The sequence below is a fragment of the Bartonella sp. MR168JLCBS genome (genome assembly GCF_042194175.1).
In genome coordinates this window covers 319-608 of sequence record NZ_JBHIMP010000516.1, presented here as the reverse complement: position 1 = coordinate 608, position 290 = coordinate 319, and the positions used below count along the sequence as shown (strand labels likewise).

Annotated in this window: 2 pseudogenes; both read left to right on the top strand. The window is 42.1% G+C overall.

Annotation, left to right across the window (positions count from 1 at the left end):
* Nucleotides 1–144, top strand: a pseudogene (locus tag ACFIK8_RS12350) (30S ribosomal protein S3); the annotation flags it as partial.
* Nucleotides 145–180: 36 nt separating this feature from the next.
* Nucleotides 181–290 (top strand): annotated as a pseudogene (gene rplP / locus ACFIK8_RS12345) (50S ribosomal protein L16); the annotation flags it as partial.

Genomic DNA, 290 nt, shown 5'->3' with positions numbered 1-290 from the left:
AAGACTGCTTATGGTATTTGTGGTGTTAAAGTTTGGGTCTTTAAGGGCGAGATTCTCGAGTACGATCCGATAGCTTCAGAACGTCGTTCTGTAGAAATTGATCATTCCGGGTCTTCATCGAATCGTCGTCGTGAAAATGCTTAGTTTTTGTGATTGAACTGAATTTTGGAGTAGAGAGCAATGTTGCAGCCAAAGCGCACAAGGTTCCGTAAACAATTCAAAGGTCGTATTCACGGTGTTTCGAAAGGTGGTACGGATCTAAATTTCGGTGCTTATGGTTTGAAAGCTGT